Origin of the sequence: Campylobacter sp. 2018MI10, assembly GCF_018501175.1 — a bacterium.
In the GTDB taxonomy this organism is placed as follows: Bacteria; Campylobacterota; Campylobacteria; order Campylobacterales; family Campylobacteraceae; genus Campylobacter_E.
On record NZ_JAHCZD010000122.1, the window covers coordinates 1 to 403 of the forward strand.

Consider the following 403-nt stretch of genomic DNA (forward strand, 5'->3'; position numbering starts at 1 on the left):
GGGCGGATTTAATCGACCGTCGCCATCCTTTATGTCACGAGGAGAGTTTGGTGCTCAAGTTGGCGTACCAAGGCTTCTGAAATTGTTCAAAGAAAATAATATCAAAACCACCTTTTTTATTCCCGGACACACTGTAGACACCTTCCCGGAAATCATTAAAGCAATTTTTGATGCCGGGCATGAAATCGCTCACCATGGCTACTATCATGAAAATCCGACGCTGGTGAATCGTGATACAGAACGCCGACTTATGGATCTGGCGTTCGCCTGTTATAAAAGACATTTCGGCATACGCCCTGTGGGATACCGTTCTCCCTATTGGGATTATAGCGAGAATACGCTGGATCTTCTGGAGGAAGCCGGTTTTCTCTATGACAGTAGCCTGATGGCGAGAGATCTTGTG

The 403-nt window shown here is 46.4% G+C and carries 1 protein-coding gene; it reads left to right on the plus strand.

Going from position 1 to position 403, the window contains the following annotated elements:
- The coding region (locus tag KJR01_RS09950; protein ID WP_214119092.1) for a polysaccharide deacetylase family protein at positions 1–403 on the plus strand (403 nt) is incomplete at both ends.